The 24,074-nt window shown below is 72.3% G+C and carries 27 protein-coding genes; 14 read left to right on the top strand and 13 right to left on the bottom strand.

From position 1 onward, the window contains the following. Positions 1 to 19 precede the first annotated feature (19 nt). Positions 20 to 679 carry a DUF305 domain-containing protein gene (locus ACIBG4_RS04375; RefSeq protein WP_397200609.1) on the bottom strand — a complete coding sequence of 220 codons (660 nt, stop codon included), beginning with the start codon at positions 677 to 679 and terminating at the stop codon, positions 20 to 22. A gap of 149 nt (positions 680 to 828) precedes the next feature. On the opposite strand from ACIBG4_RS04375, the gene ACIBG4_RS04370 reads away from it, so the two are divergent. Then, the gene (locus ACIBG4_RS04370; protein ID WP_397200608.1) at positions 829 to 1,542 is read left to right on the top strand and encodes a DUF3105 domain-containing protein; all 714 of its coding nucleotides are present in this window, start codon (positions 829 to 831) and stop codon (positions 1,540 to 1,542) included. 15 nt (positions 1,543 to 1,557) lie between these two features. On the opposite strand, the gene ACIBG4_RS04365 is transcribed toward ACIBG4_RS04370, so the two are convergent. Beyond that, the gene (locus tag ACIBG4_RS04365) at positions 1,558 to 2,286 is read right to left on the bottom strand and encodes an aspartate/glutamate racemase family protein (protein ID WP_397200606.1); all 729 of its coding nucleotides are present in this window, start codon (positions 2,284 to 2,286) and stop codon (positions 1,558 to 1,560) included. Positions 2,287 to 2,409: 123 nt separating this feature from the next. Here ACIBG4_RS04365 and ACIBG4_RS04360 point away from each other — a divergent pair, with 123 nt between their 5' ends. Continuing rightward, positions 2,410 to 2,979 carry a helix-turn-helix domain-containing protein gene (locus ACIBG4_RS04360; RefSeq protein ID WP_310715928.1) on the top strand — a complete coding sequence of 190 codons (570 nt, stop codon included), beginning with the start codon at positions 2,410 to 2,412 and terminating at the stop codon, positions 2,977 to 2,979. 13 nt (positions 2,980 to 2,992) lie between these two features. On the opposite strand, the gene ald is transcribed toward ACIBG4_RS04360, so the two are convergent. Both ald and ACIBG4_RS04350 read right to left on the bottom strand, forming a co-directional pair. Next, on the bottom strand, positions 2,993 to 4,117 hold the full coding sequence (ald, locus tag ACIBG4_RS04355) for an alanine dehydrogenase (protein WP_397200605.1): 1,125 nt from the start codon (positions 4,115 to 4,117) through the stop codon (positions 2,993 to 2,995). Positions 4,118 to 4,159: 42 nt separating this feature from the next. Beyond that, a complete protein-coding gene (locus tag ACIBG4_RS04350; protein ID WP_310715932.1) occupies positions 4,160 to 4,357 on the bottom strand; it encodes a hypothetical protein in 198 nt (65 codons plus the stop codon). A 1-nt stretch (position 4,358) separates the two neighbouring features. Between ACIBG4_RS04350 and ACIBG4_RS04345 the strand changes: the two genes are divergently transcribed. Next, on the top strand, positions 4,359 to 5,285 hold the full coding sequence (locus ACIBG4_RS04345; protein ID WP_397200604.1) for an excalibur calcium-binding domain-containing protein: 927 nt from the start codon (positions 4,359 to 4,361) through the stop codon (positions 5,283 to 5,285). On the opposite strand, the gene ACIBG4_RS04340 is transcribed toward ACIBG4_RS04345, so the two are convergent. The 3 genes from ACIBG4_RS04340 to ACIBG4_RS04330 form a co-directional block, all read right to left on the bottom strand. Then, positions 5,282 to 6,667 (bottom strand): NCS2 family permease, encoded by a 1,386-nt coding sequence (locus tag ACIBG4_RS04340; protein WP_397200603.1) that lies wholly within the window; start codon positions 6,665 to 6,667, stop codon positions 5,282 to 5,284. The genes ACIBG4_RS04345 and ACIBG4_RS04340 overlap by 4 nt on opposite strands. A 53-nt stretch (positions 6,668 to 6,720) precedes the next feature. Further along, positions 6,721 to 6,954 carry an EF-hand domain-containing protein gene (locus ACIBG4_RS04335; RefSeq protein ID WP_310715935.1) on the bottom strand — a complete coding sequence of 78 codons (234 nt, stop codon included), beginning with the start codon at positions 6,952 to 6,954 and terminating at the stop codon, positions 6,721 to 6,723. A 70-nt stretch (positions 6,955 to 7,024) separates the two neighbouring features. Continuing rightward, complete coding sequence (locus ACIBG4_RS04330) at positions 7,025 to 9,253, bottom strand: molybdopterin cofactor-binding domain-containing protein (RefSeq protein ID WP_397200602.1); 2,229 nt, start codon at positions 9,251 to 9,253, stop codon at positions 7,025 to 7,027. Between the two features lie 95 nt (positions 9,254 to 9,348). Between ACIBG4_RS04330 and ACIBG4_RS04325 the strand changes: the two genes are divergently transcribed. From ACIBG4_RS04325 to ACIBG4_RS04305, 5 genes are all read left to right on the top strand, one after another. Continuing rightward, positions 9,349 to 10,881 carry a helix-turn-helix domain-containing protein gene (locus ACIBG4_RS04325; protein WP_397200601.1) on the top strand — a complete coding sequence of 511 codons (1,533 nt, stop codon included), beginning with the start codon at positions 9,349 to 9,351 and terminating at the stop codon, positions 10,879 to 10,881. 335 nt (positions 10,882 to 11,216) lie between these two features. Next, entirely contained in the window at positions 11,217 to 12,500 is a 1,284-nt protein-coding gene (locus tag ACIBG4_RS04320) for a helix-turn-helix transcriptional regulator (protein WP_310715245.1), read from the top strand. Positions 12,501 to 12,544: 44 nt separating this feature from the next. Next, the gene (locus ACIBG4_RS04315; protein ID WP_397200600.1) at positions 12,545 to 13,138 is read left to right on the top strand and encodes a copper resistance protein CopC; all 594 of its coding nucleotides are present in this window, start codon (positions 12,545 to 12,547) and stop codon (positions 13,136 to 13,138) included. Beyond that, entirely contained in the window at positions 13,135 to 15,129 is a 1,995-nt protein-coding gene (locus tag ACIBG4_RS04310; RefSeq protein WP_397200599.1) for a cytochrome c oxidase assembly protein, read from the top strand. The genes ACIBG4_RS04315 and ACIBG4_RS04310 overlap by 4 nt, the downstream gene beginning before the upstream one ends. 220 nt (positions 15,130 to 15,349) lie before the next feature. Next, positions 15,350 to 15,736 (top strand): sensor histidine kinase, encoded by a 387-nt coding sequence (locus ACIBG4_RS04305; RefSeq protein WP_397200598.1) that lies wholly within the window; start codon positions 15,350 to 15,352, stop codon positions 15,734 to 15,736. A 19-nt stretch (positions 15,737 to 15,755) separates the two neighbouring features. Here ACIBG4_RS04305 and ACIBG4_RS04300 read toward each other — a convergent pair whose 3' ends face one another. Then, entirely contained in the window at positions 15,756 to 16,133 is a 378-nt protein-coding gene (locus ACIBG4_RS04300; RefSeq protein WP_397200596.1) for an ester cyclase, read from the bottom strand. Positions 16,134 to 16,223: 90 nt separating this feature from the next. On the opposite strand from ACIBG4_RS04300, the gene ACIBG4_RS04295 reads away from it, so the two are divergent. Then, complete coding sequence (locus ACIBG4_RS04295) at positions 16,224 to 16,862, top strand: TetR/AcrR family transcriptional regulator (protein ID WP_397200595.1); 639 nt, start codon at positions 16,224 to 16,226, stop codon at positions 16,860 to 16,862. Here ACIBG4_RS04295 and map read toward each other — a convergent pair. After that, the gene (map, locus tag ACIBG4_RS04290) at positions 16,859 to 17,707 is read right to left on the bottom strand and encodes a type I methionyl aminopeptidase (protein WP_355442776.1); all 849 of its coding nucleotides are present in this window, start codon (positions 17,705 to 17,707) and stop codon (positions 16,859 to 16,861) included. The two genes, ACIBG4_RS04295 and map, sit on opposite strands and share 4 nt — an antisense overlap. Positions 17,708 to 17,739: 32 nt before the next feature. Between map and ACIBG4_RS04285 the strand changes: the two genes are divergently transcribed. Next, positions 17,740 to 17,916, top strand: a complete 177-nt coding sequence (locus ACIBG4_RS04285; protein ID WP_310715235.1) for a hypothetical protein — start codon at positions 17,740 to 17,742, stop codon at positions 17,914 to 17,916. Positions 17,917 to 17,935: 19 nt separating this feature from the next. Here the strand turns inward: ACIBG4_RS04285 and ACIBG4_RS04280 are convergent, their stop codons facing one another. Next, entirely contained in the window at positions 17,936 to 18,586 is a 651-nt protein-coding gene (locus ACIBG4_RS04280) for a cyclase family protein (RefSeq protein WP_397200594.1), read from the bottom strand. After that, positions 18,583 to 18,834, bottom strand: a complete 252-nt coding sequence (locus ACIBG4_RS04275) for a hypothetical protein (RefSeq protein ID WP_310715231.1) — start codon at positions 18,832 to 18,834, stop codon at positions 18,583 to 18,585. Before ACIBG4_RS04275 ends, ACIBG4_RS04280 begins: the two co-directional genes overlap by 4 nt. 72 nt (positions 18,835 to 18,906) lie before the next feature. Between ACIBG4_RS04275 and ACIBG4_RS04270 the strand changes: the two genes are divergently transcribed. Beyond that, complete coding sequence (locus ACIBG4_RS04270) at positions 18,907 to 19,848, top strand: LysR family transcriptional regulator (protein WP_397200592.1); 942 nt, start codon at positions 18,907 to 18,909, stop codon at positions 19,846 to 19,848. Positions 19,849 to 19,872: 24 nt separating this feature from the next. Here the strand turns inward: ACIBG4_RS04270 and ACIBG4_RS04265 are convergent, their stop codons facing one another. Next, positions 19,873 to 21,144 carry a pectate lyase gene (locus ACIBG4_RS04265; RefSeq protein ID WP_397200591.1) on the bottom strand — a complete coding sequence of 424 codons (1,272 nt, stop codon included), beginning with the start codon at positions 21,142 to 21,144 and terminating at the stop codon, positions 19,873 to 19,875. Positions 21,145 to 21,391: 247 nt separating this feature from the next. Continuing rightward, positions 21,392 to 21,970, bottom strand: a complete 579-nt coding sequence (locus ACIBG4_RS04260) for a hypothetical protein (RefSeq protein ID WP_310715225.1) — start codon at positions 21,968 to 21,970, stop codon at positions 21,392 to 21,394. A gap of 184 nt (positions 21,971 to 22,154) precedes the next feature. Here ACIBG4_RS04260 and ACIBG4_RS04255 point away from each other — a divergent pair, with 184 nt between their 5' ends. The 3 genes from ACIBG4_RS04255 (at position 22,155) to ACIBG4_RS04245 (ending at position 23,897) form a co-directional block, all read left to right on the top strand. Then, positions 22,155 to 23,297 (top strand): lipase family protein, encoded by a 1,143-nt coding sequence (locus ACIBG4_RS04255; protein WP_397200589.1) that lies wholly within the window; start codon positions 22,155 to 22,157, stop codon positions 23,295 to 23,297. 221 nt (positions 23,298 to 23,518) lie between these two features. Further along, the gene (locus ACIBG4_RS04250) at positions 23,519 to 23,701 is read left to right on the top strand and encodes a hypothetical protein (RefSeq protein ID WP_397200588.1); all 183 of its coding nucleotides are present in this window, start codon (positions 23,519 to 23,521) and stop codon (positions 23,699 to 23,701) included. 4 nt (positions 23,702 to 23,705) lie between these two features. Then, on the top strand, positions 23,706 to 23,897 hold the full coding sequence (locus ACIBG4_RS04245) for a hypothetical protein (protein ID WP_397200587.1): 192 nt from the start codon (positions 23,706 to 23,708) through the stop codon (positions 23,895 to 23,897). Positions 23,898 to 24,074 lie beyond the last annotated feature (177 nt).

The raw sequence follows: 24,074 nt of genomic DNA, 5'->3' as shown, positions 1-24,074 counted from the left end.
GCGCCGGCCGGCCGGGGGATCACTTGAGGATGCTGGGGAGGGGCTGGGCGCCGCGGGCCCTGAGCAGGTCGGTCATGAGCTTGATCTCGCCCGTCTGACCCTTGACGATCTTGTCGGCCATGCCGGCGACCTCCTCCCGGTCGGACAGCCGCAGCAGCCCCTCGGCCATCTGCACGCCGCCCTCGTGGTGGCGGATCATGAGCTGGAGGAACTGCACCTCGGCCTCCTTGCCCCGGAGGGACTTGAGCCGGGTCAGCTCCTCGGGGGTGGCCATCCCGGGCATCACGCCGGGCTGGGCCGCCGTGCCGCCGCCGTGGCCGTGGCCGTTCATCCACGCCATCGGCCGCAGGTCGGTGGCCTGGTCGAGCCCCCACTGCTGGAGCCAGCCGAGGAACATCCCCCGCTGGTTGGACTGGGTGGTGATGATGTCGTAGGCCAGGTTGCGGATCTCCCGCGACTGGCTCTCGTCCCTGATCGTGAAGGCCATGTCGACGGCCTGCGCGTGGTGGGCGGCCATGTCGCGGGCGAACCCGGCCTCGGGGGAGGCGTCGGCCGGCGCGCCGCCCCGGCCGACCAGGAGGAAGAGCGCCGCGACGGCGACGAACAGGACGGCGCAGCCGGCGAGCAGGGTGCTCCGCGCGGACCGGGCGGGCCTTGCTGGGGTTTCGGGGTTGTCCATGGCGTGTCCAGCGTACCCATCCCGGCGGCCTGATCCCCGCCTTCCGGCCGCACGTGCACCGGGCGTCAGGTGGCTTAAGTCCGCCTTATTCTCCCCATACGATTCCAGGGCATAGGGTGGCCCGGAGTTGGCACGCCGATGGAGGACGGATGAAGGAGAAGGCGCAGGCCCGGCGCGAGCATCTGGAGAAGATGCGCGCCGAGCAGAAGCGCAAGGAGCGGCGCGCGGCGTTCCTCATGTGGGGCGCGGGCGGGCTCGTCGTCGTGCTGCTCGTGGGCGTCGTCGGCTTCTACCTGGTCAAGCAGGCCAAGGAGACCTCGCTCGACGCGGTGTCCAACTACTCCTACGAGGCGGGCCAGCACGTGTGGACCCCGGTGACGTACAAGGAGACCCCGCCCGTCGGTGGCCAGCACAACAACTACTGGCAGGCGTGCGACATCTACGACAAGCCCATCCACAGTGAGCACGCCGTCCACTCGATGGAGCACGGCGCCGTGTGGATCACCTACCGGCCGGACCTGCCCAAGCAGCAGGTGGACAAGCTCCGCAGCGTGGCCTCCAGCACGGGCCAGAAGGACTTCATGCTGGTGAGCCCGTACCCCAACCTGCCGTCGCCGATCGTGGCGTCTTCCTGGGGTCACCAGCTCAAGCTGGACAACCCCGACGACCCGAAGCTGCCCGCGTTCATCAAGAAGTTCCAGAACGGCAAGGACACCCCGGAGCCGGGCGCCATCTGCGGCGGCCCCGACGCGATCACCTCGACGGCCGACCAGGCCCCGCTGCCGCCGGAGCCGAAGGGCGACCAGCAGCAGCCGATGGAGACCCTCGCCCCGACCGCCAGCCCCACCCAGAGCGGCAAGTAGCGGCCCGCCGCCCGCTCACGACGTGAGCGGGCCGCCGCGCCACGACGGTAGCGGCCGCTCGCCCACGGCCACCTCGTAGGCGGCCCGCGCGAGCAGGCGGGTGGAGTCGAGCGTCGGCAGCGGGGAGACGTCCGGCGTCACGAGCAGCGGGATCTCCGTGCAGACCAGCGCGACCGCGTCGCAGCCTCTCGCGGCCAGCCGCTCGACGACCCGGACGTACTCCCGGCGGGAGGCGTCCGTGAAGATTCCGTTGACCAGCTCCTCGAAGATGATCCGGTTCACCGTCTCGCGGTCGGCGGGACCGGGGACCTCGGCGGTGAGGCCGCGGGCGGCCAGCGCCCGCGGGTAGACGGTCCCGTCCATGGTGTACCTGGTGCCGAGCACGCCCACGCGGCGCCGCCCCTCCGCCGCGGCCCGGTCCGCCACGATCTCGGCGATGTGCAGGCCGGGCAGCGCCAGGTCCGGGCCCGGGTGTTCGAGGGCCAGATGGGCGGTGTTGTCCGGGCAGGCGAAGAAGGCGGCGCCCGCCCTGGCGAGGCGGTCCACGCTCACGGCCAGGGTCCGGCGGACGGCCGCGTGGTCGCCGGCGTCCCAGGCGGGCATGCTGCGGCCCATGGCGATGTAGTCGAGGGTCACGTCTGGGTGCTCGTTGCGCCCGGTGCGGCGGAAGCCCTCCTGGCAGTACTCCAGGAAGCAGAGCGCCGCGCCCTCCGTGCTGTGCGCGAGGATGCCGGCATGGGGCATGCTGATCCCTCCAGGTGTTCGGTGTGCCGAACGGTTGTATCGTCAGAGTGGACCAGCCGTTCGGCGTTCGTCAAACCGAACGACCGTCCTGGAAGAGCGAACGCCCTGGAGGAGTGAACACCTGTGGGAAGCGGCACCGCCGGTGAGCCCGGCCTGATCGCGGTGATCGCCGCCTCGCTCCGCCGCGAGCGCGAGCGGGCCGGCCTGTCCCTGAGCGAGCTGGCCAAGCGGGCCGGCGTCGCCAAGTCCACCCTGTCGCAGATCGAGTCCGGCGCGGGCAACCCCGGCGTCGAGACGCTCTGGGCGCTGGCCACCGCGCTCGGCGTGCCGTTCAGCCGGCTCGTCGACCCGCCCCGGCCCGCCACCCGCGTGGTCAGGGCGGGGGAGGGGCCCGCCACCCACTCCGAGGTCGCCGGCTACGCGGCCACCCTGCTCGCCTCCTGCCCGCCGAACGCCCGCCGCGACCTGTATCGGGTCGTGGCCCGGCCGGGAGAGCCCCGCCTGTCCACGCCGCACCCGCCCGGCACGGTCGAGCACGTGGTCCTGGCCGCCGGCCGGGCCCTGGCCGGCCCGGCGGAGGAGCCGGTGGAGCTGCGGCCGGGCGACTACGTGACCTACCCGGGCGACGTGCCCCACATCTTCGACGCCCTCGCCCCGGACACCAGCGCGGTCTTCGTCATGGAGCACATCTGAATCCCCGGGCCGGCTAGTCGGGACGGCCGAGGACGTCCTCCGGCGGCGTCCACGCCAGGCCGTGGGCCTCGGCGACCGGGCGGCTCGTCAGGTGACCGTCGTGGGTGCTCAGCCCGCGCCCCAGCTCCGCGTCCAGGCGCATGGCCTGCCGCCAGCCCAGGTCGGCGATGGCCAGCGCGTACGGCAGCGTCACGTTCGTCAGCGCGTACGTCGAGGTGTGCGGGACGGCGCCCGGCATGTTGGCCACGCAGTAGAACACCGACTCGTGCACCCGGTACGTCGGATCGGCGTGCGTGGTGGGGCGCGAGTCCTCGAAGCAGCCGCCCTGGTCGATGGAGACGTCCACCAGCACCGAGCCCGGCTTCATGCGGCTGACCAGGTCGTTGGTCACCAGCTTGGGCGCCCGCGCCCCCGGCACCAGCACCGCGCCGATGACGAGATCCGCCTCCAGGACCGCGCGCTCGACCTCCAGCGTGTTGGAGGCGATCGTCTGGCAGTGACCCTGGTAGATGAGGTCCGCCTGGCGCAGCTTGTCGATGTTGCGGTCGAGCAGCACGACCTCGGCCTGCATGCCGAGCGCGATGGCCGCCGCGTTCATGCCGGACACCCCGGCGCCGATCACGACGACGTTCGCGGCGCGCACACCGGACACGCCGCCCATGAGCACGCCCCGCCCGCCGCCGCTGCGCATCAGGTGGTAGGCGCCCACCTGCGGCGCGAGCCGGCCCGCCACCTCCGACATGGGCGCGAGCAGCGGCAGCGCCCCGCCCGTCGTCTGCACGGTCTCGTACGCCACCCCGGTGACGCCGGAGTCGAGCATCGCCGTGGTGCAGTCGTGCGAGGCCGCCAGATGCAGGTACGTGAACAGCACCTGCCCCTTGCGCATCCGGTGGTACTCCTCGGCCACCGGCTCCTTCACCTTGAGCACGAGGTCACCCTCGTCCCAGACCTCGTCCGCCGTGTCGAGGATCACGGCCCCCGCGGCCTTGAAGTACATGTCCGGGATGGCGGAGCCGACGCCCGCCTCCCGCTCGACGAAGACCTGATGGCCGTTGCGCACCAGCTCGTGGACGCCCGCCGGGGTGAGCGCCACGCGGTACTCGTTGTCCTTGACCTCGCGGGGAACGCCGACCTTCATGACCCCACCCTCGTTTCGTCAGCCGGGCTGAATCGCTACCATTCACTCCTTATTCCTCCATTTCTCCGCTTCTCTCAGGACGGCGTGGAGGAATATCCGGTTGATTACCTTGGTGCCGCTCCTCCTCGATAGGCTCACCGGCAGCCCGTACGTCAGGATGGGGTCGTCGAGGATGGACAAGCCGGAGGAGCCGCCACCAGCGGCCCCGGAGGAGCCACAGGCCAGCAGGCTCACCACCATCGTGTTGATCGTCTCGCTCGTCCTCGTGGTGGTGATCGCGGGCGTGCTCGGCACCGTGGCCGTCCTCATGACGAGGAGCCCCGACGCGCCGCTGCTCGGCGGCGTGCCGCCCCAGCGCCTGCCGACGCCCATCCACTTCGCCCCGATCCGCGAGCAGAAGCCCGCGCCGTGCCCCGGCGCGGAGGCCGCGCTCGACGAGCGGCAGACCACGTGCTACCTGCTGGAGGACGGCGTCACGGTCGAGGCCGTGCAGCGGATCGAGCCGGTGCGGGAGAAGGACGGCACATACTCCGTGCGCGTGGCGATCGCCCCGAAGTACAAGGAGAAGGTGGTCGCGCTCATCGACGAGATGGTGCCCGACCAGCGGCAGATCGCCGTCGTGCTGGTGCCCCGGACCGTCGTGGCCGCGCCCGTCGTCACCCAGAGCATGGACGGTGACAGCCTGAGCATCGCGGGTTTCACCAAGGAGGAGGCCGAGGCCCTGGCCACCCGCCTGCTCGGCAGCCCGCCCGCGACGGGCCAGCCCTCACCGGGTCAGCCGGGCACGGGCCAGCCGGGCACCGGCCAGCCCGGGACGGATCAGCCGGGGACAGGGCAGCAGCCGGGGACCGGAGAGCAGCCGGGCACCGGCCAGCAGACGGGGACGGGCCAGCCGCTGCCCGGCGCCACGAACCCGGTCACCCAGGGCACCTCCGGCACCGGACACACCGACACCACGGGCACCCAGACCACGGGCACTCAAACCACGGGCACTCAAACCACGGGTACCCAGACCGGCCGCCGCGCTCCCGACCGCAGGTACACCAGTTGCAAAGAGGCGGTGGCCGCCGGCCGCGGCCCGTACACCAAGGGCACGCACGAGGAGTACTCCTGGTACGTCGACGTGGACGGCAACGGCGTGGCCTGCAACCCGGGCGACATCCGCTAGGCCGCCCACCCCCGCAGGGCCTCGATCGCGTAGTACGCCAGGAAGATCACCGACACCACCCACAGCAGCCACGGGATCTCCGCGAACTTCCCGCGCGCCGCCTTGATCAGCGTGTACGAGATCACCCCCGCGCCCACCCCGTTCGTGATCGAGTACGTGAACGGCATCAGCGCGATCGTCAGGAACGCCGGGATGGCCATCTCCAGGTCGTCCCACGGCACGTTCTTGCTCTGCATCATCATCAGCGCCCCGACCAGCACCAGCGCCGGGGCCGCCGCCGCCGCGGGCACCACCCCGGCCAGCGGCGTGAACAGCAGCGTCAGCCCCATCAGCGCCCCGGTCACGACGGCGGCCAGGCCGGTCCGCGCGCCCTCTCCCACGCCGGCCGCCGACTCGACGAACACCGTGTTGGCCGACGAGCTCGTCGCCCCGCCGATCACGCCGGCGATCCCGTCCACCGTGAGGATCCGCCCGAGCCTCGGCACCCGCCCCTGCTCGTCCACCATCCCGGCCTCGTCGCTCACGCCGATGATCGTGCCCATCGCGTCGAAGAACCCCGACAGCACCAGCGTGAACAGCACCACGGCCGCCGTCAGCACCCCCGCGCGGGCGAAGCCGCCGAACACGTCCACCTGCCCGACCAGCCCGAAGTCGGGCGGCGCGACCAGCCTCTCCGGCACGCGCGGCTGCACCACGCCCCACGAGCGGGGCTCCACCCGGGCCACCGCGTCCACGATCACCGCCAGGACCGCGGTGACGACGATGCTGATGAGGATCGCCGCCGGCATCCTGCGGACGTACAGGACGATCATCAGCAGCAGCCCGAAGGAGAACAGCGTGACCGGCCACCCCGTCAGGTGACCGGTCGAGCCGAGCTGCACCGGCGTCCCCGAGCCCGCCGTCACGAAGCCCGCGTCCACCAGCCCGATCAGCGCGATGAACATCCCGATCCCCACGCTGATCGCGTGCTTGAGCGCGAGCGGGATGGCGTTCATGATGAGCGCGCGCAGGCCCGTGACCGCCATCACGATGATGATCACGCCTTCGAGCACCACCAGGCCCATGGCCTGCGCCCACGTCATGTACGGCGCGGCCTGGTAGGCCACGACCGCGTTCAGCCCGAGCCCGGCGGCCAGGCCGAACGGGGCGTTGCCGACGAAGGCCATCAGCAGCGTGCTGAGGGCCGACGCCAGCGCGGTGGCCGTGGTGAGCTGCACGATCGTCAGCTTCGCGCCGGTCACGTCATGGGCGCCGGCGAGGATGATGGGGTTGAGCAGGACGATGTACGCCATCGCCATGAACGTCGTGAGACCGCCGCGCACCTCACGCCCGACGGTCGTCTCCCGTCCCGTCAGCTCGAACACCCTGTCGAGCACGGACATCCCCCTTCGCCGTGAGGGGGACTGCCGGTGCCCTTACCCGGCGAAAGAGCCGATCATGCCTGCTCGTGCCGGCCGCCGCCCACCAGGGCGACGAACTCCTCCAGCCCGATCCGGCCGTCGCCGTCGCTGTCGGCCGCGGCGATGAACGCCTCGACCTCCTCGTCGGTCACGCCCTGACCGCCCAGCGCCTGGTTGACCTGCCGGATCTCGGCCGCGGTCAGCAGTCCGTCGCCGTCGCTGTCGAACCGCTCGAACTCCGCCTTGGCCGCTTCACGCGCGTCCGCCATCGGATACCCTCCCCGTCGTCGGCCCCCTGACCCCGGCGGGAGTCGCCTCGCCGCCGGTGGGGGCCTGTCGTCAGACCGCGTCGTCGGACCGGTCCCAGAACAAGGCGATATCTTCGGGTCTGATCGGAACACGCGTCAACTTTCGCCCCGTCGCCGCGCGCACCGCCGCGGCGACGGCGGGCGTGGACGACAGCGTCGGAGGCTCGCCCGCGCCGCGCAGCCCGTACGGCGCCGCCGGGTCCGGGTTCTCCAGCACGCGCAGCCGCATGGGCGGCATGTCCAGGATCGTGGGGATGAGGTAGTCGGTGAACGACGGGTTCAGCACCCGGCCGTCGCGCACCTGGATCTCCTCCATCAGCGCCAGCCCGAGCCCCTGCGCGGAGCCGCCGTGGATCTGGCCCTCCAGCGCCTGCGGGTTGAGGACGCGGCCCACGTCCTGCACGGCCGCCAGCTCGACCACCTTGACCAGGCCCAGCTCCACGTCCACGTCCACGACGGCCCGGTGGACGCACAGCGCGAGCTGCGTGTGCGAGTCGCCCTGTCCCGTCTCCGGGTGCATCGGGTACGTCGGCCGGTGCCGGTACTCGCGGGTCTCCTCGATGGGGCCGAACTTCTCCAGCGCCTCCCGCGCGGGCAGCCCCTCGAACCGGGCGCGCACGGCCTCGCACGCGGCCTTGACCGCGCCGCCCGTCACGTACGACTGGCGGGAGGCCGACGACGAGCCGGCCGAGCCGACCGTGGTGTCGGCCGTCGCCACGGTCACGTGCTCGACGCCCAGCTCGGTCCGCGCGATCTGGGACTGGATCGTCACCAGTCCCTGGCCGACCTCGGCGGCGGCGGTGTGCACGGTCACGTGCGGCTCCCCGCCGACCAGCTCGGCCCGCACCCGGGCCGTCGAGTAGTCGTCGAAGCCCTCGGAGAAGCAGATGTTCTTGATGCCGACGCCGTAGCCGATGCCTCGCCGTACCGACTCGCCGTGGGTGGTCTGGGAGACGCCGCCCGGCAGCATCCGCAGGTCGGAACCGGAGCGCTCCGGTGGGAGGGGCTCGGGGAGGGGCCCGGGGAGGGGCATCGCCTCCAGCTCGCGCAGCATCTCGGCCAGCGGCGCCGGCGAGTCGATCACCTGCCCGGTGATGAGCGAGGACCCCTGGGAGACCGCGTTGCGCACCCGGATCTCCACCGGCGACAGGCCGCACGCCTCGGCCAGCCGGTCCATCTGCGACTCGTACGCGTAACACGCCTGCACCGCGCCGAACCCGCGCATCGCTCCGCACGGCGGGTTGTTGGTGTAGACGCCCGTCGCGTCCACCCGCACGTTCGGCACCTCGTACGGCCCGGCGCCCAGCGAGGCGGCGTTGCCCACGACGGCGGGGGAGGAGGAGCAGTAGGCGCCCCCGTCGAGCAGGATGTCGGCCTTGACGTAGACCAGGCGGCCGTCGCGGGTGGCGCCGTGCTCGTAGCGCAGGCGCGCGGGATGCCGGTGGACGTGGCCGAAGAACGACTCCTCCCGCCCGTACACGATCTTGACGGGCCGGTCCAGCCGCAGCGCCAGCATGCAGGCGTGGACCTGCATCGACAGGTCCTCGCGGGCCCCGAACGCGCCGCCCACCCCCGACAGCGTCAGCCGCACCTTCTCCGGCGGCAGCCCGAGGCAGGGCGCGAGCTGGTCGCGGTCCACGTGCAGCCACTGGGTGGCGATGTAGAGGTCGACGCCCCCGTCCTCGGCCGGCACCGCCAGCCCCGACTCCGGGCCCAGGAACGCCTGGTCCTGCATGCCGACCTCGTACTCGCCGGTCACCACGACCTCGGCCTCGAAGGTGTCGCCCACCCGCACCGGCTGGTGTCGTACGACGTCGCGGGACTCGCGCGGGTCCGTCACCGCGGGCCGCACCTCGTAGTCGACCACGATCGCCGCCGCGGCCCGCCGGGCGGTCTCCGGATGGTCGGCCGCCACCAGCGCCACCGGCTCACCCTGGTAGCGCACCTGGTCGACGGCCAGCACCGGCTGGTCCTTGACGTCGAGGCCGTAGAACTTCTCGCCCGGCACGTCCTCGTGGGTGAGCGCGGCCAGCACGCCCGGCATCGCCAGCGCCGGGCCCACGTCGATCGACCGGATCCACGCCGACGGGTGCGGGCTGCGCAGCGTCACGCCCCACACCATGCCGTCGATCCACAGGTCGGAGGCGTAGGCGAACTCGCCCGTCACCTTCAGCGTCGCGTCGGGACGCGGAGCGCTGGCGCCGACGCCCCAGGTCCGGGGGCCGGCCCGGGTCCCGGCTCGCGTCTCCGTCTCGGTCATCCTTCGAGTAGAGCACCGCCGCCGCGGCTCCTCCAATGCGCGGCGAGTGAAATCCCGGTCCGCATGCCACGGTGCGGACTTGTATATTCCTCCAAGTGCGCATCGGTGAGCTGCTGGCGGCGGAGGAGCTGCGGCTCCGGCTGCTCACCGGCGACCCCGGCGTCGAGTTCCGCGGCGTGCACATCACCGACCTGCCCGCGCCGGGCCGCTACCTGTCGGGCGGCGAGCTGGTGCTGACCGGGCTCATGTGGCGGCGCGGCCCCGCCGACTCGGCGCGGTTCGTCGCGGCGCTGGTGGCGGCCGGGGCGGCGGCCCTCGGCGCGGGCCTGGCCCGGCTCGGCCACGTCCCCGACGACGTGGTGGCCGCCTGCGCCGCCGCCGGCCTGCCGCTGCTGGAGGTGCCCACCGAGGTGTCGTTCGGCGCGCTCGCCGAGCTGGCCGTGCCCCGCCCGCCCGGCGACCCGCGCGACCCCCGGGGCGCCCGCGACATCCGCGACGCCCGCGACGCGCTCGGCCGTCACCGCCGCCTCGTCGCCGCCGTCGCCGAGGGCGCGGGCCTGACCGAGCTGTTCGCGCTCACGGCCGCCGAGCTGGGCGTCACCGGAGCCGTCGTGTCAGCCTCCGGCGAGGTGATCGCCGGCGAGGCGGACGACCCCGTACGGCTGGCCCGCGCCTACCTCACCGCGCCCGCACTGCCCTGCCGGTCCGGCGGGCACACCCTCTTCGGTGTGGGCCGCGGCCACCGCGCGGCCGGCTGGCTCCTCGCCTGCGAGGGCGACCTGATGGACCGGGCCGATCTGGGCCGCGAGCTGGCCGCCTGCGTGACCCTCGAACGCAACCGGATGGAGGAGGGCCGCCGGGTCGAGCGGCGGCTGGCCGAGCAGCTCGTCATGGCCGCCCTCACCGAGCCCGACCCGGCCGGCCTGGCCGCCCGGCTGCGCACCTGCGGCATCGGCCCCGACGAGCCGTACGTGGTGGCGAGCGCCGCCCTGCCCGGACACGGCCCGCCGGGAAGCGCGGCCACGCGCGGCCCCGACGCGGCGACGCTCGGCGGGCGGGCGCTGGAGGAGCTGCTCGGCCGCGAGGTGGTGGCCGCGGCCGGCGCCGACGGCGCGGTGGCGGTGGTGCCGCTGGGCGGCGCGAGCGCCGGCGAGCTGGCCGAGCGGCTGCGGCGGGGCGCCGAGGTGCTGGCCGCGCTGCCGGGCGGGCGGCTGCGCGTCGGGCTCAGCGGCGCGCTGACCGGGGCGGCGGCCCTGCGCGGCGGCATCGAGGAGGCCGCGCACGCCAGGCGGCTGGCGGAGGCCCGCTCGGGCGGGGTGGTGACCAGCGACGAGATCTACACGCACGCGCTGCTGCTGGCCACGGTGCCGGGCGACGTGCGGCGCTCGTTCGCCGACCGGTTGCTGGGGCCGCTGATCGCCTATGACCGGCGGCACCAGTCGGACCTGGTGCGGACGCTCGGCACGTTCCTGGACTGCGCGGGCTCGTGGAACGCCTGCGGAGAGAGGCTGCACGTGCACGTCAACACGGTGCGTTACCGGATCGGGCGGGTGGAGGAGCTCACCGGCCGTGACCTGTCGTCGATGGCCGACCGGGTCGACTTCTTCCTGGCGCTACGGGCCGGGTGATGAGGCGGCGCCGTGCCGGAGGCGCCTGATGGGGGGGACATACCTGCCGATGCCGCCGTGCGGAAGGCGGCACCGGCCATGCCCACACCGTGGTGCGGCTCCGGCACCGATTCAGCGTTTGCTGCGGTCAGCAGCACATAGGAATGTCAAACTTCGCCATGATTTGGTCCGACTGGGATGGAGACGAGTCGGCTGTCGCGGCCGTAGCATTGCCTGCGACGGCCACACCTGCCGTCAACAACGCAACGAGTACGGACAGGGCAATGCGCGTGCGCATGGGGGTTCTCCCTCGCCTATGGGTTGCTCGGACATCATCCTCTCAGGGAGCGGGACCTGTGACCACATCTGACCTGATCGGACTCCGTATCAAGACGGTGAGGCGGCAGCGGGGTCTGTCCCAGGCGCAGCTCGCGCATCCGGAGTTGTCGGACAGCTACGTCTCCCTGATCGAGAGTGGCAAGCGTACTCCGACGCCTGCCGTCCTGGAGCTCCTGGCCCAGAAACTGGACTGTTCGCTGTCCTATCTCCTCAACGGCGTGACCGCCGAGCAGATGGAGGACATCGAGCTCGCGCTCGGCTACGCGAGGATGGCTCTCGAGAACGGTGAGGTGCGGGAGGCCCGCACCCGTTTCGCCGAGCTGCTGGCCAACCACAACCTCGCAGGTCTCACGGGACTGCGTCAAGACACCCAGTTCGGGCTGGCGCTGGCGCTGGAGGCGTGCGGAGAGCTGGAGGAGGCGATCTCCATGCTCGGCCGGCTGCAGGACGAGGACGTCAGCCCCGACCGGCGGATCGAGATCGCGGTCGCCCTGTGCCGCGTCTACCGGCAGAGCGACCGGCTCAGCGAGGCGATCAAGGTCGGGGAGGCCGTCCTCGGCGGCCCGGCCCGCCCGGCCTGGACCGACGGCATGGTGGAGCTCGGCGCCACGCTGCTGTCGGCCTACTTCTACAGCGGCGACCTGCTGCGCGCCCGCCAGTTCGCCGCCGAGCTGCTCAACGCCGCCGACATGCTGGGCACGCCCAGGGCGGTCATCGCCGCCAACTGGAACGCCGCGGTCGTGGCCGAGAGCTCCGGCCACGGTGAGGAGTCCCTGGCCTTCCTGGAGCGGGCCCTGGCCATCCAGTCGGAGACCGGCCAGCCGCGCAGCCTCGCCCGCACCCGCGTCGCCTACGCGGCCCTGAAGCTGCGCGTCCACCCGGAGGCCCTCGACGAGGTCCGCGCCATGCTGCTGCGGGCCGAGGACGAGCTCGCGCAGACCTCCGCGAGCACGCTCGACCGGGCCAACGCCCAGGTCGAGCTGGCCCGCGCCGAGGTCATGGCGGGCAACTACGAGCAGGCCGTCCGGCACGGCAGCTCCGGGCAGGAGCTGATGCCGACGACCGCGGGGGCGCAGGAGGCCGAGGCGCACCTGCTGCTGAGCCGCGCCTACGGCGGGCTCGGTCGCGTCTCCGACGCCGAGCGCGAGCTCAACGCGGTGCGCGACTGGCTCACGCCGCTGCCCGACTCCCGTCGCGTCGCCGGCACCTGGTACGCCGCGGCGGAGACCATGGAGCTGCTGGGCGACGCCGACGGCAGCGTCGAGGCCTACCGGCGAGCGCTCGCCTGCGCGGGGCTGTAACCGAGGTAGGGACCGGGCGGTGGCGTCGGTAGCCTGGAGATGCCATGAAGAGACCTCTGATCGCGGCAGTCACCGCGTTCCTCGCCGCCCTGTTCCTGCTCGGCACCGCCGGGCCCGCCCTGGCGCACGACTCGCTCAAGAGCAGCGACCCGGCCAAGGGCTCCACGGTCAAGACCGTCGAGCAGGTGAAGCTGGTGTTCAGCGCCAGGGTGCGGATGCCGTTCGTGATCGTCCGCGGAGCCGACGGCGCCCAGCACCAGGCGGGGGCGGCCGAAGCCGACGGGCCGGCGGTCATCCAGCGGCTCAAGGAGACGCTGGCCGACGGCGCCTACACCATCGCCTACCGCGTCGTCTCCTCCGACGGCCACCCCATCGAGGGCGAGATCCCGTTCACCGTGAAGGGCGCTCCCAAGCCTGAGGCGCAGGCGTCCGAGACGGCGGCGGCCCAGCCGGTCGCCACGCCGTCGCAGCCGCCCTCCGCGGCCCCCGCCTCCTCCGCCCCCGCCGCGGCGGCGACGGCGCAGGCCGCGCAGGGCGCCTCCTCGGCCACGTTCCCCGTCTGGCTGCTGGTCGTCGTCGGCGCGCTCGCCGGGATCGGCGTCGGCTTCCTCATCAGCATGCGCAAGAAGCGGCCGTGACGAGGGCCGCGCGGCTCGCGCTCGCGTCGGCGGCAGCGGCGGTCGCCGCCCTGGTGATCGCCATGATCGTCGGAGGCGCGGCGTTCCCCCGGATCATCGCCGGCCTGCCCGACGCCGGCGTGCTCACCCGCTGGGGGTTGCCGCTGGCCAAGCTGGCGATGGACGCCGCCGGAGTCCTCACCGTGGGCCTGCTCCTGGCGGCCACCGCGCTGCTGCCCAACGACAAGGGCATGCTCGGCACGACCGCCACCGGCTACGTCCGGGCCTCCTCCTGGGCCGCTCTGACCTGGGCCGGCAGCGCCTTCCTCACCCTGGTCTTCGAGGTCTCCGACTCCTGGGGGCAGCCCGTCCTCCAGGCCGTCACCACCGGCAACTACCTCAGCTCCTACGCCACCCAGACCAGCCAGGGCATCGCGCTGACGCTGGTCATCCTGTTCGCGGTGGCCATCTCGCTGTTCTCCCGGGGCGCCATCACCGCCGGCTCCGCGGCCGGGTTGCTGGCGTTCGCCCTGGTCACGCTGCTGCCGCCGGCCCTCACCGGGCACGCCTCCTCCTCGCCCAACCACAACCTGGCCACCTCCGCCCTGTCGCTGCACCTGCTGGTGCTCGCGCTGTGGGTCGGCGGCCTCGTCGTCCTCGCCGTGCACGCCGCCCGCCGCGAGCCGCGGCTCGACATCGCCGCCGCCCGCTTCTCCCGGATGGCCCTGTGGTGCTACATCGGCGTGGGCGTGTCCGGAGTGTTCAGCGTCGTCGCCCGGCTCTCCGACGTCTCCGACCTGTGGACGTCGTCGTACGGTGTGCTGGTCGTGGCGAAGATCGTCGCGTTCGTGCTGCTCGGCTACGCCGGCTGGTGGCACCGGGAGCGCACCGTCTCCGCCCTGCAGGGCGGCCGGCCCGGCGCCTTCACCCGGCTGGCGGCCGGCGAGGCGCTGCTCATGGCGGCCACCGTCGGCCTGGCCGTCGCGCTGTCGCGCACCCGCCCGCCGGAGGTCAGCCTCCCCGCCGACCGGGCCTTCGAGCTGCTCGGCTTCCCGATGCCGCCGCCGATCTCGCCGGCCAACCTGGCCACGCTGTGGTGGTTCGACCTGTTCTTCGCGCTCGTGGCCGCCGTCCTGGCCGGCCTGTACGCGGCCGGGGTGATCCGGCTCCTGCGGCGGGGCGACGCCTGGCCGTGGGGCCGCACCGCCTCCTGGTTCGTGGGGGTGGCGATCCTCGTCATCGCCACGCAGAGCGGCCTGGCCCGCTACGCCAAGATCATGTTCGACGTGCACATGATCGAGCACATGATCCTGGCCATGATCGTGCCGATCTTCCTCGTGCTGGGCGCCCCGGTCACGCTCGCCCTGCGCGCGCTCAAGCCGGCCGCCCGGCGCGGCGACCGCGGACCGCGCGAGTGGCTGACCACGATCCTGCACAGCCGCTTCGTGAAGGTGGTCGGCCACCCGGGCATCGCCACCGCCCTGTTCATCGTCTCGACGTACGCGCTGTACTTCACGCCGCTGTTCGCCTCGGCCATGGAGGAGCACCTCGGGCACATCACGATGACCCTGCACTTCCTGCTCAGCGGGTCGCTGTTCTTCTGGGTCATCATCGGCGTCGACCCGGCTCCGCACCGCCTGCCGTACGTCGGCAAGCTGCTGACGCTGTTCGTCACGATGCCGTTCCACGCGTTCTTCGGCGTCGCGCTCATGATGACCGGCACGGTCATCGCCTCCGACTGGTACGAGCAGCTCGGCCGCACCTGGGGCGGTCCGCTCATCGACGAGCAGCGTGACGGCGGCGCGATCGCCTGGGGCTTCGGCGAGATCCCCACCCTCATCGTGCTGCTGGCCATCGCCGTGCAGTGGTACGGCGACGAGGACCGCAAGGCGCGCCGCGGCGACCGGCGGGCCGACCGCGGCGCGCGCGACCCGGAGCTCGACGCCTACAACGCCTACCTGGCCCGGCTCGACCGCGCCGACAAGGCGGACAAGGCCGACCAGCCCGACTGACCACGTGGACGCGTAGCCGTACGGGCAGGGGGATCTATCCTCCCGCCGTACGCCTCCCACCCGCCGGGTAGCCTTGCCGTACGGGGAGATGGGCATCACCTTCCCGCAGGGATGTGCGAGACCTTGAGGGGGGTCGCGCATCCGGCGCGTGACGCCGGTGTGGGGTCCGGCCAGGAGTCCGGGATGCCCAGGAAGGCGAGCAGAGGTGGAAGAAACGCGCATGCGTGAGGGGCGGGGCCTCGCCGAGACCCTTGAGAGCCAGTTGACGCAGTGGTCGGAGCGCACCGGCATCCGCGTGGAGATCTGGGCCCTGCCCGCCGCCGACGTGCCCGCCCCCGTCGCCCAGGCCGTTCTGGAGGCGCTGCGTGAGGCGCTGGCCAACGTGGAGCGGCATAGCGGCGCGAGCGTCGTGTCGGTGGCCGTCACCGCGGGCACCGGTGGCCTGCGCATGACCGTGAGCGACCACGGCCGCGGCTTCCCGCAGGACAAGGCGGGACGCGGCATCGCCCGGATGCGGGCCGCCTTCGCCGGGGTCGGCGGCAACCTGTCGGTCAGCAGTGTGAAGGGCGAGGGCACCACCGTCACCGCGGCGGTGCCCCGGCGCTGACCCCGGCCGCTACTGGCCGCTACTGACCGTTCGGCAGCGGCTCGGCGAACGCCCAGTGCTCGATGAGCCGGCCGTCACGCACCCGGACCATGTCCATTCCTTGGATCTCGAAGCGTTCGCCGGTCGGGGCCTGGCCGAAGAAATCCCCGGTCTGGGTGCCGCGGATCGTATAGCGGTTGGCGACCCATTCGCCGTTCTCCACGCTGTGCTCGGTGGTCACCTCCATGTCGGGGCAGCCTGCCCGCATGTGCTCCCACTTGCGTCGCCAGTCCTCTCGGCTGACCCGCCTGCCCTGGTCGAGTGAGTCGGGTGCGATATAGCGCAGGCTTGTGGCGAGGTCGTTGGCCTCGCGGGCCACGATGATCGCCCTCACTACGGCTGCCGGTCCCACGGTCATCCGCTCTCCTCCCAAAATGGGGAACAGTCCCCGTTTCTTTGCACAGGAAGATACGGGGATCAGTCCCCGGTTAGCAACTAGTATGTGAGGATGGCTTCTCGACCTCCGCGCCGGGCGGACGCGCAGCGTAACTATGAGCGGCTGCTGGTGGCCGCCGAGACCGTGCTCAACACGCACGGAGCAGGCGCCTCGCTCGACGACGTCGCCAAGGCCGCCGGGGTTGGGAACGCCACTCTGTACCGGCACTTCGCGACGAGGGAGAGGCTGATCGAGGCCGTCTACGACCAGCGGATCCGGATGCTGTGTGACGCCGCCGGAAAGCAGGCGGCGTCGCAGGAGCCCGGCGAGGCGCTGGTCGGCTGGCTACGTGAGGTGGTCGTCCACGTCACCGAAAGCCGGGTGCTCGGCGAGGCGTTCATGGCCGCCTACGAGGGGCCGGCCGGCGTCGAGCCGCCGCAGATCGCGGCCTGGCACCGGGCCGTGCATGAGGCCGCCGCCCCCCTGCTGGCCGCGGCCCAGGACACCGGAGCCATACGGCCCGATCTCGGCGTGGTGGAGATGGTGGCACTCACCACCGCCGTGGCCCGCGCCGGAAACCCGGCACAGGCGGGTGCGTTCCTCGACCTCCTGCTGGAGGGAATCATCCCGCGGCGGGCGGGAACGCCTGCCACCACCAGCGGCGACGCACCGCACCGGAACGGTGGTCACGATCCACCGCTGGAGCTCTAGGGGGTGGTGAGGATCTCGCTGCCCGTCTCGGTCACCACGATCGTGTGCTCGAACTGGGCCGTGCGCTTGCGGTCCCTGGTCACCGCCGTCCACCCGTCAGGCCAGATGTCGTACTCGATCGTGCCCAGCGTCAGCATCGGCTCGATCGTGAACGTCATGCCCGGCACCAGCTCCACCCGCAGCGACGGGTCGTCGTAGTGCGGCACCACCAGCCCCGAGTGGAACGTCGTGCCGATGCCGTGACCCGTGAAGTCGCGCACCACGCCGTAGCCGAACCGCTTGGCGTACGCCTCGATGACCCGGCCCACCACGTTGAGCTGCCGGCCCGGGGCGACGGCCTTGATGGCCCGCATCGTCGCCTCGCGGGTGCGCTCCACCAGCAGCCGCGACTCCTCGTCGACCTCGCCCACCAGGTACGTGGCGTCGGTGTCGCCGTGGACGCCGCCGATGAAGGCGGTGATGTCGACGTTGACGATGTCGCCCTCGCGCAGCACGGTGTCGTCGGGGATGCCGTGGCAGATGACCTCGTTGATCGACGTGCACAGCGACTTGGGGTAGCCCTTGTAGCCGAGCGTGCTCGGATAGGCGTCGTGGTCCAGCAGGAACTCGTGCCCGATCCGGTCGAGCTCGTCGGTGGTGACCCCCGGCCGCACGTTTCTGCCGACCTCTTCGAGGGCCTGCGCGGCGATCCGGCCCGCCACGCGCATGCGCTCGATCATCTCGGGGGTCTTGACGTCGGCCTCGCCGGTCTTGGGGCGCTTCTTTCCGACGTACTCCGGCCGCTCGATGTGGGCGGGGACCTTTCGCATGGGCGAGACTCGCCCTGGCTGGAGCAGTGTCGTCATGAAAGACGAGTCTACGGGGCAGAATAGCCCTCGTGAGCGATGGCCAGTGGTGGTTCTGCCTCAAGCACATGCGGGTCGAGCCGGAGAACGGCTGCCCCAACAAGGACCGGATGGGTCCCTACGCGAGCGAGCAGGAGGCCGCCGGCGCCCTGCAGCGCGCGGCGGACCGTAACAAGGCATGGGAAGAGGCCGACCAGGACGACGACTGAGCCGGCCGGCCCTCCTCCCTCAGGGGACGACCGCGTAGGCCCGTACGGGGAAGGTGCCCATGCCCGCCACCATCGGTGGCGCGGCGTGGAACCTGAAACCCTCGTCGGGCAGCGCTTCCAGGCCCGTGAGGTGCTCCACGAGCGGTGTCCCGGCCGCGAGCAGGATCGTGTGCGCGGGTCGCTCGCCGCGCGGCGGGGTGTCGTCGATGTTGAGCGAGTCGATGCCGACGAGCGCCGCGCCCCGCTCGGCGAGCAGCCGCGCCGACTCCGGGGCGAGGTACGGGTGCCCGTGGAGGTAGGCGTCCGTGCCGAAGTGGCGGTCCCAGCCAGTGTGGATGAGCACGGCCCGGCCCCGCACGTCGAGGTCCGGGTCGACGGTGATCTCCCGGCTGCCGGTGCCGCGTGCCCGGACCACGATCCCGGGCAGGTCGGCCAGGCTGCTCAGCGGCACCTGGGACAGGTCGGGGCCGCCGGCGTAGCGGTGGTGGGGCGTGTCGAGGTAGGTGCCGGTGTTGGCGGCCAGGGTGATCGTCCCGATGTGGAACTCGGTGCCCGGGGCGTACACCTCGCGTGACGCCTCCCGGCTCAGGTGCGTGCCGAGCACCGGGCCCGGCACCCCCGGGTAGGTGACCATGCCCTCGACGATGCGGTGGCTCAACTCGACGATCACGCCGCCGCCCCGATCCGGACGAGCCTGACCAGCGCGACCGCGCCGATCACGGCCCAGACGAGGTTGAGGCCGGCCGAGGGCCAGGCGTCGTTGCGGGCGCTGTTGGCCATCAGCGCGAGCGAGCCGGTGAGGTTGACGACCTGGTACGCGGCGCCGCCGGCGGGCATGCGGCCGGCGGAGACCAGGCCGTACCCGAGCAGGAGGAGGCCCGCGCCGAGCCAGCCGGCCACCTCGAACAGGAAATCCATGCACCTATTGTCTGAATCAATTGCCATAAAGTGCAATTAAAGGTATCTACAGCGCCAAGTAAGCTCTCCTGTATGGACATCGACCCCCGGCGCCTCCGTGTCCTGCACGAGGTGGCCCGCCGCGGCGGGGTCATGCGTGCCGCCGAGGCCCTGTTCCTGACGCCCTCCGCGGTCTCCCAGCAGCTCGCCCAGCTCGAACGCGAGGTGGGCCTGGCCCTCATCGACCGCTCCCAGCGGCGCGTGTCGCTCACCCCGGCCGGCCGGGTGCTCGCCGGCTACGCCGAGCGCGTCGAGGACGAGCTGGCCGAGGCCCGGCGGGAGCTGACGCGGTTCACCGAGCGGCTGGCGGGGCCCGTGCGCATCTCCGCGTTCCCCACGGTGATCAAGCACATGCTGGTGCCCGCCCTGCGCGACCTGGCGGCCCGCCATCCGCGCATCACGCCGATCATCCACGAGGTGTACGGCCAGCCCGCCCTCCAGGAGCTGCGGCTGGGCGCCGTGGACGTCCTCATCACCGAGCGGGACATGAGCCTGCCCGTGCTGTCGCAGCCGTCACTGGCCACCCGCGCCCTCTACGTCGACGAGTACCGCATCGTGGTGCCCCCCGGCTGGACCAGCCCGCCGCGCTCCATGGCGGACCTGGCGGACGTGCCGTGGGTGGCCGGCGAACCGGACCAGGCGTGCGGCCAGGCGCTGGACCGGCTCGCCGGGCTGCACGGCTTCGAGCCGCGCAAGGTCCACGTCATCACGGAGTTCGGCCCGGCGCTGGCGCTGGTGGCGGCCGGGCACGGGGTGGCGATCGTGCCCACCCTGGCGCTGCTCGACGTGCCGGAGGGCGAGGTCCGGGTGAGCGAGCTGCGGGAGGTGGGGGCGCGGCGGCTCGACGCCGTGACCCGGGTCAGCCGCACGCGGTCGGGCGAGCCCGATCCGGTGCAGGCGGTGGTGATCGGGGCGATCGAGGACGCCACGGCCGCGCTGGAGGCGAGCCTGAAGGCCCACCTCCAGCCGGCCTGAGCCCGCCGCGTCCGTCAGGAGCGGTTACTTGTAGGTGATGTCGGACGCGGAGTAGATGCAGTTCGTGCCGTCGGCTCCGGACCCGATCTTGGTGGGCTCGCTGCCCTTGGGCACGCCCTTGTACTTGTCGCAGATGCTGGTGCTGGTGCCGTACACGGTGATCCTGCTGAACCGCGCGGTGTCGCCCCAGTTGGTGTTGATCCCGGCCAGGGCCGAGGTGCTGCGGGCGGTGACGCCGTTCATCACCACGTGGCGCTGGTAGGAGGTCGAGCAGTTCCCGCACGCCCGGTAGAGCTTGCCGGCGCTCTGGACCTGGAAGTTCCTGATGGTCACCGTGCCGGCTCCGTTGTGCTGGAAGACCTTGTCCGACGCCGACTTGGCGCCGCCGCCGTCGACCAGGTAGGTCGCCGAGGAGCTGGAGCTCAGGAACGTGGCGGCGTCCTCGCCGACGTCGTTCCACCACACGTTGCGGATGGTGCAGGAGCCCAGGCAGTGGATGCCGTCGCCGGCCGGGGCGTCGATGATGACGTTCTGGATCGTGCCGCCGTTCGCCACCTCGAACATCGGATCCTGGCTCTCGCTCTGGCCGCCGTCGCCGATGCCGTAGTAGCTCTTCATGCCGCCGTCGAAGAAGCTGCCGACGCTCTGCGTCGCGTTCATCTTGACGCTGCCCTGGGCGGTCGGCCACGGTCCGCTGCCGTCGCCGCCTCCGCTGGTCGGTGTGACCGTGGGGGTGACCGTCGGGGTGGGGTCGGGGGAGGAGCCGTCGGCCGGTCGCAGCGTCCACTGCTTGGTGGCCACGCTGTCGCAGGAGTTCTGCTGCAGGAGAGCGTCGGCCGCGGTGGAGTTGTCCTTGACGTTGAGGCACTTGCCGCCGTTGCCGTTGACCACCCGGTAGCCGGACCCGGACGTGGTGAGCTGCCACGTCTGTGAGGCCGCCCCGGTGCAACCCTCCTGCTGGACCGCCTTGCCCGCGCTGGTGGAGGCGTCGCGGACGCCCGCGCACTTGCCGCTGTGCCGCGCCTTGAGCTGGTAGCCCCCGCCCGAGGCGGTGACCGTGAAGACCTGCCCGGCGCCGCCGGCGCAGGTGCTCTGCACCAGCTGCACGCCGTCGCCGGTGCTCTGGCCGGGCACCGCGGCGCACAGCCCGCTGCCGGCGTTGACCAGTGTGTAGTCGCCGTTGGCCGGCGCCGCCGAGGCCGGTGTGACGGACACCGCCACCAGTCCTCCGGCGGCCAGGAGCCCCGCGGCCAGCCCGACCGCCAGTCTCATGCCGAACCGTTCCTTCTCACGCACGTCGAACTCCCATCGAAGATGAGTGCGGGCCCGCTCCGAGAGTTTCGGTAAGCGCTTTCCCTCGGTGCGGTCGAGTCAAGCACAGCCCGGTCGGGGTGGGAAGCGACGGCGGCCGGCCGCCCCCCGGCGGCAGCGACAGGCCCGTCGCCTTCCGGCGGGACCTGCGGGTCCTCCCAGGTCAGGGCGGGCAGCGGAGGGAGAGGGGTGAGACGCTGACGCCCTGAAAGTTTCAGCGGCGACGAACCCGTCAGTCGGTCACCCTGGGGCCGGTGACCTTCTCCAGCAGGCGGGCCAGGCGCTCGCGCAGCCCCGGGTTGCCGGGCAGCTCGCCGGCGGCGGCGCTCACCAGGTGCTGGGCGCCGTCGAAGGTGACCAGCCCCTCCGGCGGCACGGCGATCGCGTCGTGCGCGAGCCCCGCCACCTCCGGATGGGCGCCCTCCAGCGCGAGGATCGTCGCGCCGACACGGCGGGCGTCGTCCACCCGTTCGAGCAGCGGGACCGGGGCCTGCCCCTCCGCCACCACGAACAGCGTCTCGCCGCGGCCCGCCTGCCGCACGCGGTCGAGGCCGACCCGCAGGTGCTCGGGCGCGCCCGGCGGCGGCGACCAGCGGACGAGGGTGGGGGCGAGCTGCGGCAGGCCCGACAGCCGCGCCTCGTCGGCCAGGTGCGCCGTCAGGTGCCACGGCTCGTCCTCGGGTGTGCCCACCAGGAGCAGCCCGCCGGGGGAGCGGGTCGCCCGCAGCGCGAGGCCGAACTCGCGGGTGCGCTCCACCCATCCGGTCTCGGCGAGGAGCTCGCGGAGGAAGTCCACCGAACCAGAGTCCATCGCCCCATAGTGCATGACCGCCGCCGCCTCGTCGCCCCCGTCCGCCCGGTTCGCCGCTCTGCCAGCCTGACTTCAATGCCGTTTCGGTGTCATTTCGGGCCTTGACAGGTGGTTACCGCCGGGTAACGATCGGCTCGCGGCGCCGCCGTCCCGAACAGCGATCCCCCACGGAGAGGGCCGGCACATGACCTTACGTGTCCGCGTCAGCATGTCCATGATCGTGTTATTGATCGCATCACTCGTCGCCACGCCGGCCCACGCGGCCGCGCCCGGTGACGTGGTCTCCGCCGAGCCGACCACCGTCTACCTCCTGCCCGGGAAGCTTCTCGAGGTCCCAGTCGACGCGTGGCACCTGCTCTACCACTCCACCTCCGCCACCGGGCAGATCAACACGGTGTCCGGCACGCTCCTCGTCCCCAAGGCGGCGTACGCCCTGGGCAGGCGGCCCATCGTCGGCTACGCCACCGGCACCCACGGCCTCGGCGACCAGTGCGCCCCCTCCGTCAGCATGAGCCAGGGCCGTGAGGCCGAGCTGGCGCTGGTGAGCCTGTTCCTGCTCAAGGGATTCGCGGTGGCGATCACCGACTACGAGGGTCTCGGCACGCCGGGGCAGCACACGTACATGGTGGGGGTCTCCCAGGGCCACGCCGTGCTCGGCTCCGTCAGGGCGGCGACGCGGGTGCCCGGCGCGGGCCTGTCCGACCGCGCCCCGGTCGCCGTCATGGGCTACTCGCAGGGCGGCGCGTCCGCCGGCTGGGCGGCGCAGCTCCAGCCCTCGTACGCGCCCGACCTGCGGCTCAAGGGTGTGGCGGCCGGCGGCGTCCCGGCCGACCTGCGGGCGGTGGCCGCCCACCTGGACGGTGACGCGAACTTCGGCCTGGCCGCGGCGGCCGGGGTCGGCCTCGACGCCGCCTACCCCGAGCTGGACCTCGAAGCCGACCTCAACGACCGCGGCCGGGCGCTGCTGGGCGACGCGGCCGACGACTGCGTGGGCGACCTGGACAAGCTGGCCGGGCTGAGCTTCTCCGACCTGAGCCCGGTCGACCTGCTCGACCTGCCCAAGTGGCGGGTCCGCCTCAACGAGAACCGCCTCGGCGCGGTCGCGCCGAAGGCGCCGCTGTTCCTCTACCACGCCCGGGGCGACGAGATCATCCCGCAGGCCGTCGGCGCGACGCTGCGCTCCGAGTACTGCCGGGCCGGCGCCACCGTCCGCTGGACCTCGCTGCCCGCCGGTTCCCACGTCCTGGGGGCGGTCGAGGGCGGCCCGCTGGCGATCGAGTGGCTGGCGCTCCGGCTGATCGGCCTGCCCGCAACCGGCAACTGCTGACCACCCGCGACCTGCCAGGGCCCGCCCGTCCCACGGTGGATTCGAGAGGCCGTCGCAACACGGTGATCACTTCCTGGCGGCGGCCAGCATGGCGATGCACGTGGGTTTCCGTAGTCCCGAGTTGCGGGGGACTACGGAAACCCATAGCCGGACGCCAGCAGATCGCCAACATGGGTGACATGAGGCCAGTCGAGATGAGGGCGGTTCGGTAGTCTCGGCTGATGGCGAAGATCTTGGTCACGGGGATGTCTGGCACCGGCAAGTCCACGGCGTTAGAGATGCTGGCGGCCCGGGGTCATCGCGCCGTCGACACTGACACCGACCAGTGGAGCCACTGGGTGATCCTGTCGGACGGATCCACTGATTGGGTGTGGCGGGAGCCAGCTATCAAGCGCTCCCGCTGAGATCATGCTTGGCCGCATCGCGACACGCACCAACAACCCCTTCGGCAAGCGCCCTGAGGAACGTGAGGCCATCCTGCGCGACCTGGCCAACGTGGAGCCGCTGCTCAGGGCCACCTCCACTGTCGAGATTGACGCTTCTGCGCCGATCGACAAGGTCGTCCAACAGCTTGAGGAACTGGCGCAAACGACGCCGTGATCAAGGGTTGCAGGAACAGGCACTCCAGCCTCACCTGGCTTTGTTCGTGAGTTTGGGCGTCCCCACTCGGTGGGGGCGGAATACGTCCGTCGTCGGCCAGCGCACCGCTCACGCACGGTGACGGGTGTCGGAGGCGGGACGCGCCTTGTCTGCGGCAGATCCGCGTGGGTCAGAATG

The organism is Nonomuraea sp. NPDC050383 (genome assembly GCF_044459125.1).
Classification (GTDB): domain Bacteria; phylum Actinomycetota; class Actinomycetes; order Streptosporangiales; family Streptosporangiaceae; genus Nonomuraea.
The sequence above is the reverse complement of the archived record's forward strand: the minus strand, read 5'-3'. Positions and strand labels throughout refer to the sequence as shown.

Bases quoted from the DNA above. Each gene is read 5' to 3' on its own strand.
- ACIBG4_RS04375 (WP_397200609.1), bottom strand. From the start codon at position 679: ATGGACAACCCCGAAACCCCAGCAAGGCCCGCCCGGTCCGCGCGGAGC.
- ACIBG4_RS04370 (WP_397200608.1), top strand. From the start codon at position 829: ATGAAGGAGAAGGCGCAGGCCCGGCGCGAGCATCTGGAGAAGATGCGC.
- ACIBG4_RS04365 (WP_397200606.1), bottom strand. From the start codon at position 2,286: ATGCCCCATGCCGGCATCCTCGCGCACAGCACGGAGGGCGCGGCGCTC.
- ald (WP_397200605.1), bottom strand. From the start codon at position 4,117: ATGAAGGTCGGCGTTCCCCGCGAGGTCAAGGACAACGAGTACCGCGTG.
- ACIBG4_RS04350 (WP_310715932.1), bottom strand. From the start codon at position 4,357: ATGGTGGTGAGCCTGCTGGCCTGTGGCTCCTCCGGGGCCGCTGGTGGC.
- ACIBG4_RS04340 (WP_397200603.1), bottom strand. From the start codon at position 6,667: ATGTCCGTGCTCGACAGGGTGTTCGAGCTGACGGGACGGGAGACGACC.
- ACIBG4_RS04335 (WP_310715935.1), bottom strand. From the start codon at position 6,954: ATGGCGGACGCGCGTGAAGCGGCCAAGGCGGAGTTCGAGCGGTTCGAC.
- ACIBG4_RS04330 (WP_397200602.1), bottom strand. From the start codon at position 9,253: ATGACCGAGACGGAGACGCGAGCCGGGACCCGGGCCGGCCCCCGGACC.
- ACIBG4_RS04315 (WP_397200600.1), top strand. From the start codon at position 12,545: ATGAAGAGACCTCTGATCGCGGCAGTCACCGCGTTCCTCGCCGCCCTG.
- ACIBG4_RS04305 (WP_397200598.1), top strand. From the start codon at position 15,350: ATGCGTGAGGGGCGGGGCCTCGCCGAGACCCTTGAGAGCCAGTTGACG.
- ACIBG4_RS04300 (WP_397200596.1), bottom strand. From the start codon at position 16,133: ATGACCGTGGGACCGGCAGCCGTAGTGAGGGCGATCATCGTGGCCCGC.
- ACIBG4_RS04295 (WP_397200595.1), top strand. From the start codon at position 16,224: ATGGCTTCTCGACCTCCGCGCCGGGCGGACGCGCAGCGTAACTATGAG.
- map (WP_355442776.1), bottom strand. From the start codon at position 17,707: ATGACGACACTGCTCCAGCCAGGGCGAGTCTCGCCCATGCGAAAGGTC.
- ACIBG4_RS04275 (WP_310715231.1), bottom strand. From the start codon at position 18,834: ATGGATTTCCTGTTCGAGGTGGCCGGCTGGCTCGGCGCGGGCCTCCTC.
- ACIBG4_RS04270 (WP_397200592.1), top strand. From the start codon at position 18,907: ATGGACATCGACCCCCGGCGCCTCCGTGTCCTGCACGAGGTGGCCCGC.
- ACIBG4_RS04260 (WP_310715225.1), bottom strand. From the start codon at position 21,970: ATGGACTCTGGTTCGGTGGACTTCCTCCGCGAGCTCCTCGCCGAGACC.
- ACIBG4_RS04255 (WP_397200589.1), top strand. From the start codon at position 22,155: ATGACCTTACGTGTCCGCGTCAGCATGTCCATGATCGTGTTATTGATC.
- ACIBG4_RS04250 (WP_397200588.1), top strand. From the start codon at position 23,519: ATGGCGAAGATCTTGGTCACGGGGATGTCTGGCACCGGCAAGTCCACG.
- ACIBG4_RS04245 (WP_397200587.1), top strand. From the start codon at position 23,706: ATGCTTGGCCGCATCGCGACACGCACCAACAACCCCTTCGGCAAGCGC.